General features: G+C 32.0%; 5 protein-coding genes and 1 pseudogene. 5 read left to right on the top strand and 1 reads right to left on the bottom strand.

Annotation, left to right across the window (positions count from 1 at the left end; all coding sequences use genetic code 11):
• The 4 genes and pseudogenes from ACQY44_RS24090 to ACQY44_RS24075 form a co-directional block, all read left to right on the top strand.
• Positions 1-157, top strand: a pseudogene (locus ACQY44_RS24090) (IS1096 element passenger TnpR family protein); the annotation flags it as partial.
• Between the two features lie 118 nt (positions 158-275).
• A complete protein-coding gene (locus ACQY44_RS24085) occupies positions 276-635 on the top strand; it encodes a four helix bundle protein (protein WP_428232824.1) in 360 nt (119 codons plus the stop codon).
• A gap of 46 nt (positions 636-681) precedes the next feature.
• Complete coding sequence (locus ACQY44_RS24080; RefSeq protein ID WP_428232823.1) at positions 682-1,740, top strand: nucleoid-associated protein; 1,059 nt, start codon at positions 682-684, stop codon at positions 1,738-1,740.
• Between the two features lie 221 nt (positions 1,741-1,961).
• A complete protein-coding gene (locus tag ACQY44_RS24075) occupies positions 1,962-4,331 on the top strand; it encodes a GAF domain-containing protein (protein WP_428232822.1) in 2,370 nt (789 codons plus the stop codon).
• 12 nt (positions 4,332-4,343) lie between these two features.
• On the opposite strand, the gene ACQY44_RS24070 is transcribed toward ACQY44_RS24075, so the two are convergent.
• Positions 4,344-5,525, bottom strand: coding sequence for a Pycsar system effector family protein (locus ACQY44_RS24070; RefSeq protein ID WP_428232821.1), 1,182 nt, complete (start codon positions 5,523-5,525; stop codon positions 4,344-4,346).
• Positions 5,526-5,551: 26 nt separating this feature from the next.
• On the opposite strand from ACQY44_RS24070, the gene ACQY44_RS24065 reads away from it, so the two are divergent.
• A partial coding sequence (locus ACQY44_RS24065) for a metallophosphoesterase (protein WP_428232820.1) occupies positions 5,552-6,679 on the top strand: 1,128 nt, incomplete at its 3' end.

The following is a 6,679-nucleotide window of genomic DNA, read 5'->3' as shown; positions in this document are numbered from 1 at the left end:
AGAAATGCCTGATGAAGCCATCGAAAAAAGCTTTGAAGCCGATATGCACGACGATATCTATGGCGAATTTGAAGATGATCTGGACGAAGACGATCTAGACATGTTCGAAGGAGACGATAGCTTTGAAGATTTTGGGTTTGAGGAGAATTGGAATTAGTTTTTTGAGGTTCAAAGGTTCAGAGTAGCAAAGGTTCAGAGGTTTTTCTTTTAAAATCTTTGATTTTAAAATGTAGTATTATTCTTATTTTTGTTTTTAATTTTTTAAATACAAATTTATGAATACTTTTCGAGACCTTTTAATCTGGCAAAAATCGATGAACATCGTAACTGAAATTTACCAATTAACAAATTCATTTCCAAAAGAAGAAATTTATGGACTATCTTCACAAATCAGAAGATGTTCAGTATCAATACCCAGCAATATTGCGGAAGGTTATGGCAGAGACGGAAATAATGATTATCTGAGATTTTTAAATATTTCAATATCATCCTTATTCGAGATGCAAACCCAACTTGAAATCTCATTCAACTTAAAATTTTTAAGTGAGAATCAATTTAATAAAATAAATGGAGAAAGCAGAGAACTAGAGCGCATGTTAAGTGCCTTTATTCGAAAGATAAAAGGTAGAAACTAAACCTTTGCCACTCTAAACCTTTGCCACTCTGAACCTAAATAGAAACATGATCAACTTATTCAACACCCACATCGAGACGCTTGCGATACACCGCGTAGGAAACAAAAGCAGAAACGAAGCGATTTTTTTATCGGAACAACCATTTAATTTAAATGATGAAATTGTGCCTTTGATAAAAGAGTACTTCTTTAAGCCTTTTAGAGAGAAAGAAGAAAACTATTATCAGTTTGCGCACGAAGTCGATTTGGATTACAACGACATGTTTAAGTATGCTTCGGAGATTTTTGATAATCCGAATAACTTACAGGAGATTTCAAAAAGAATCACTACACATTTGTTCGAACAGTCGAATCATCCGCACATTAAAAACGGTGAGGTTTATGTAACCTATTTAACAAATCTGAGTATTGACAACAATGTTGTTGATGCTATCGGAATTTTTAAAAGCGAATTACAAGCTGATTTTTTACAGTTTGAAGAAAAAAACAGCAACCTTGAAATGATCCTTCAACAAGGAATCAACCTAAGCAAATTAGATAAAGGTTGTTTGATTTTTAATTATAAAAAAGAAGAAGGTTATAAAATACTAACTGTTGACAGCAACCGTTATGATGCGCGTTACTGGTTAGAGCATTTTTTATCTGTTGATGCTTTTGAAGATGAAAACTTCATCACTAAAAAATACTTGAAATTCTGTCAAAACTTCGCAAAAGATGTTGTTTTACCAGCCGAAGACAAAAAAGAAGAAGTAATGTTTATGAACCGATCTGTGAATTATTTCGCAAAAAATGATCAGTTCGAAGAACAAAATTTCTTAAACGAAGTATTAGACAATCCTGACTTAATTCCTGAATTCAAAAACTATAAAGTTGATAAAGGAGAAAAATACAGCATCGAAGATGTAACCTCATTCCCTATTGCGAACGCAGCAGTTTCTGATGCCAGAAAATCGATTAAAAACGTGATTAATCTGGATACACACATTCAGATCAAAATGGATTTTATCAACCCTGAAAGCGCTGAAAAATTTGTTGAAAAAGGCTGGGATGAAGAAAAACAAATGTATTACTATCTAGTTTATTTCAATAAAGAAGAAAAAAGCTAAGAGTCATTCATTTTCTATTACTTACTTAAAACAAAAAACGGCAACTACATTTGTAATTGCCGTTTTTTTATTTGGATGCTTTTCTAATTCAATACATTAGAATAAATAATACTTTTCATTTTATATTGATTAAAGACTATACTATTATAGACTAAAGAAATAAGAAAATGTCAAACATTCTTAATATTTGCTTAATTTTGTAGTCAAAAAAAAACCTGAACATGGATATTCATTTATATAAAGAAAGTCCCTTTAAAACCATAATTTCATTTCATAAATTAATTGAATCTTTAGAAGAAATTGCTTTATCAAATGTTGATTACAGAGCGAACTACGCCAAAGCCCTACTAAAACAAATAGAACCAATTCCTGAATTCAGGACTGGCATCCAGGATTTTTCGATTATTAAAAACAATGAAGCTTTAATCAAAAATTTATTAGCAGATTTGTTTCCGACTGCTTTAACGAATAATGAAATAAAAGCCGTTACGATTCCTTTTCAAAACATATCCTTTAATTATACAGATCGTTTCAAGAAAATTTTGCGCAATGCCGGCGATGAATTTTATATGGAAATTCGTGATTTTGACGATCATCAATTCTACATCAACAACTGTTGCCTTATCCTGGGAGTGTACTACAAACAGAAAATAGATTTTAATAAACCTTTTTTCTACGATATTCCGGATGAAGATGGAGTCGAAAAGCATTATCGCATTCTATACAATGCAGATTTTATGGAAATTATTCCAAATGAAAATTCTATTGCTCTTACTCAGGATGACATTGATTTACTGATGGATAATTATGGTGATATTGAACTTTGGAAATCGAAATTCCCACCGGGAAGCTGGACTTTAAAAGGATTCGGGATTATTTCTTTATTTGATGCCACAACAGAAAGTGCCATTTCTAATTTAAAAAGTAACTTACTTAAACCTGATGCTAAAACAGTTGCAACCGATGAAATAGTAACTAATATTTTTAAATCAATATTTAAAATTCCGGATTTAAAAGTGGGCTTCATTATCTATAATCCTGAAGAGGAAAAATTCATAAGACCCGTTAAATTTGACAATCAGCTTCAGAGTTTCCTGCTTTCAAAAGATCAGGAAGTCGATTGCAAAAATGCTTTTTTCGGTTGTTCATTTGAAAATTTATTAGATAATAAAGAACCTTTTGTAATCTCTAATGTAAAGAAATTCATCGAAGAATCTTCTAACAAAAGACTTGGAGAGCATTTATTAAAACAAGGTATTCAGAGTTGCGTTTTTGCGCCAGTTATAAAAGACGATCATTTGTTAGGGATTGTTGAATTGGTTTCTAAAAATGTCAGGGATTTAAATAGTGTAAATGCCACCAAACTCGAATTGGTTTTACCCTATTTAACAGATACAATCGATCGCTATAATACAGATATGCAGCATCAGATTGCATCCATTATTCAGCGTGAATACACTACCATTCATCCAAGTGTATACTGGAAATTCAAAAAAGAATCTCAAAATTATTTTCAGAATACAAACCATACAAAAGATTATATTTTTAAAGAAATAGTCTTTAAAAATGTGTATCCGTTATACGGCCAAATCGATATAAAAGGTTCTTCTGAACATAGAAATGAAACTGTAAAAAGAGATCTTAAAAATCAATTAACCGCTCTATTAAAGATTTTCGAATCTCAGGACCCTAATACCAACTTAGTACTTCTGGAACAAAGAAAATTTGAATTGGAGTCATTTCGCGATGAATTGGATTCTCCTTTGAAAGCAGACACAGAGCAGTATATTCAGCGTTATATTGAAGAAGAAATTCATCCTCTTTTAAAGAACACGCCCGAAAATCAAAAAAGCGAAAAACTGGAACGGTTGTATTTTGAAAGCCTGGACGAAAAAAGTGGCTTATTTTATCAGGAAAGAAAGAAATTTGATAATGCAATGTCGATTATCAATAAAAGATTAGCCTCTGTACTGGATAGAAAACAAATTGAAGCGCAACAAATTTATCCGCATTACTACGAACGTTTCAAAACAGACGGTGTTGAACATAATCTGTATATTGGGGCATCTATTGCACCAACAAGACCTTTTGATATTATGTATTTACACAACTTGCGTTTGTGGCAATTGCAGACATTATGTGAAATGGAATTAGAACACCATCAATTAAAAGAATCGTTACCCTACGAATTAGATGTAACTTCCTTGATTTTGGTTTTTAGTGCTCCTCTTTCTATCCGTTTTAGAATGGATGAAAAACGTTTTGACGTTGACGGAACTTACAATGCGAGATACGAAGTGGTTAAAAAGCGTATCGATAAATCGAATATAAAAGGTACAAAAGACAGAATTACAGAGAAAGAAAAAATTACAATTGTATATTCTCAAAATAGTGAAGAAGCAGAATATTTAAAATACATCAAGTACCTGCAACACAAGAAAATCTTAGAACCATCAATCGAACAATTTGAGGTCGAAGATCTTCAGGGTGTATCCGGCTTAAGAGCTATTCGTGTAAAAGTGATCAACAACAATACAAATCCGGTAAAACAAAAAATTACTTATCAGGACTTATTAGATGAGCTTAACTAGTTTTAGTTAAGCTTATTGAATTGTTTTAAATGCGATTACAAAAGCAATAACGGTAATAATAATCCCGATCATGAAAAAGTTGTAGGCAATTCGTAACAAATTGTATTTACGCTGCAAAACCAATCCCAGATAATACAAATCCTTGATCATGGTCGAGTATAAATAATCACGATCCTTCATCATTTCGTTCATTGCCCAATCATATTCTTCGAGTGGCATTTTGTAGAAATTTCCAAAAAACAATAAATTTATTTTTTTTGCCTCTATATCTTCACGGGTAAAAACGCCTGTAGTTACTTTTGGTCGTGTAGAAAGAATGGCAAAAATAATCGTAACCACACTAGAAATCAACATTATAAATGTTGGAATTACCAAATGCGCATTTTTAGGGCTGTCTAATTTTGGAATAATAGACGAAAGTGCAATCGAAATAATAATTGCATTTACAGATAATAAAATATTAGCCTTACTGTCAGCAATTCCGCTTAAGCGGGTATGATTTCCTAAAGTAACACGAAATAAAGTATCGACACCACGATCCGGTTTTTCGATTTTATCTTTCTTTTTATTTTCGTCTTCAATTTTTTTAGACGCTTTCTTTTCCTGCTTTTCTATTTTTTTCTGCACCAGAAGTAAGTTTTTCTCTTTTAGTGGTTGCCATTTTTTTTGCGCATAATCTGTATAAAATCGATGTTTGTTCATTAAAAAATTCAAATTCTCCTTTGCCCATTCGGTATTAGAAAAATTTAAATCCCATGTGTTTTTCAACTCAATACGCAATAATTCACAAGTAGTTTCATATTCTGCACCCATAATATGAGCAAAATCAGCATCTTTGATAATTTTTTCTAAATGTGTTTTTGGTATATATTCTTTAACGGTAGCCAAAATCAAACTCGATACAATTGCTATAAATTCGTCTGACTGGCCATTTTCTTTTAAAAAATCGGTGGCGATTTTCACACTTTTTTCTTCATGATTTTCATACCCTTCCGTATAACCGGTGTCATGAAACCACGCAGCAACCAGAAGCATATCTTTTTCATTTCCTTTAACATTTTCCTTTTTACAGAGCTCTTTTACCGCATTTACTACAGTTAAAGTATGGTTAAAATTATGATAAGAATATAAATTAGAAAGTTTATCTTTGAGTAAATTACTGACGAAATCTTCGGATTGCTCTATTAAATTCATGGAGATTTTTTTTATACTACTAAATTATGAAATTGTTTTTGGATAATCATTTTATTACTAAAATTAAAAACTGCTCTTTAGCAATAGTTATTTTGTCACTATCATATTCGTGCGCCACGCACAAAGCCCAATATGGGAAAAATGTTAGTGTCAACGAAACGGAAAACGCAACAGACACTATAAAAATTGCACATACAATTTATTTAGTTGGTGATGCCGGAAATGCTGATCAAGTACAAGCACAACAAACACTCGAGTTATTACATCAAAAATTAAAGAAATCGAATAAAAAAGCAACATTACTTTTTTTGGGTGATAATATTTACCCAAAAGGTTTTCCCGGTAATGATGATGCCTCAGAGAAAGCGTTGGCCGAAACAAAATTGACCAATCAATTAAAATTGGCGAAAGGTTTTAAAGGAAAAACAATCTTTATTCCCGGAAATCATGATTGGTATAACGGCATAAAAGGACTGGAACGTCAAGCCGATTTTGTTACCAAATACCTAAACGATAAAAAAGCTTTTTTACCCAGAAAAAGTTGCGCAATAGAAGATGTAAAAATTGACAGCACTGCTACATTAATTACAGTTGACAGCGAATGGTTTCTGGAAGATTGGGACAATCATCCCACCATCAATGACAATTGTGACATTAAAACCAGAGAAGACTTTTTTGATGCTCTAGAAAGCCTTCTGAATAAAAATCAAGAAAAAACAGTTATTCTTGCTATTCATCATCCTTTAATGAGTAACGGAACTCATGGCGGACAATTTTCATTAGAAAAACAATTGTTTCCTTTAGAACAAAAAATTCCACTTCCAATAATTGGCTCTTTTATCAATCTGCTGCGAAAAACATCTGGTGTTAGTCCACAGGACATTCAAAATAAACAATACACCGTATATGCCAAAAGAATTAAAACCCTTTTGCAAAAACAAAAAAATGTAATTGTAGTTTCCGGACACGATCACAATCTACAATATGTTAATAAAGAAAATATAAAGCAGATTATTAGTGGTGCCGGTTCAAAATCTGAAGCTGCAAGAGCGATAAATCCAACTGAATTTTCGTATGGCGGAAATGGTTATGCCACATTGACTTTATTTAAAAGTGGTGATGCAAAAGTTACCTTTTTCGGGAATGAAAACAAT

The organism is Flavobacterium sp. (assembly GCF_965277525.1).
Classification (GTDB): Bacteria; Bacteroidota; Bacteroidia; order Flavobacteriales; family Flavobacteriaceae; genus Flavobacterium.
The sequence above is the reverse complement of the archived record's forward strand: the minus strand, read 5'-3'. Positions and strand labels throughout refer to the sequence as shown.

Bases quoted from the DNA above. Each gene is read 5' to 3' on its own strand.
- ACQY44_RS24085 (WP_428232824.1), top strand. From the start codon at position 276: ATGAATACTTTTCGAGACCTTTTAATCTGGCAAAAATCGATGAACATC.
- ACQY44_RS24080 (WP_428232823.1), top strand. From the start codon at position 682: ATGATCAACTTATTCAACACCCACATCGAGACGCTTGCGATACACCGC.
- ACQY44_RS24075 (WP_428232822.1), top strand. From the start codon at position 1,962: ATGGATATTCATTTATATAAAGAAAGTCCCTTTAAAACCATAATTTCA.
- ACQY44_RS24070 (WP_428232821.1), bottom strand. From the start codon at position 5,525: ATGAATTTAATAGAGCAATCCGAAGATTTCGTCAGTAATTTACTCAAA.